Genomic DNA, 226 nt, shown 5'->3' with positions numbered 1-226 from the left:
GACGCCCTCCGCGCGGCCGCCGTCGCCCGGCCGGTCGAGGAGGTCCGCCGGATGGTCACCCTGCTGGGGGAGCACCCCGAGGAGGAGGCCGAGGCGGACATCACCCTGCGCGCGGCCGCCATCGGCCGGCCCATCGAGGACGTGGCCCTGCTGGCCACGATCCTCGACCCGGAACGCCCCGACGCGGACCCCGTCCCCGTGACCCGCCCGGCGGTACGGGCAGCCG

General features: G+C 78.8%; 1 pseudogene. It reads left to right on the top strand.

What is annotated here, in order from left to right:
• Window positions 1–226: pseudogene (locus VR44_RS40745) on the top strand (hypothetical protein); the annotation flags it as partial.

Source organism: Streptomyces katrae (genome assembly GCF_000966975.1).
Classification (GTDB): domain Bacteria; phylum Actinomycetota; class Actinomycetes; order Streptomycetales; family Streptomycetaceae; genus Streptomyces; species Streptomyces katrae.
Note: the sequence above shows the minus strand (reverse complement) of the source record. Positions and strands in the feature narration are given on the sequence as shown.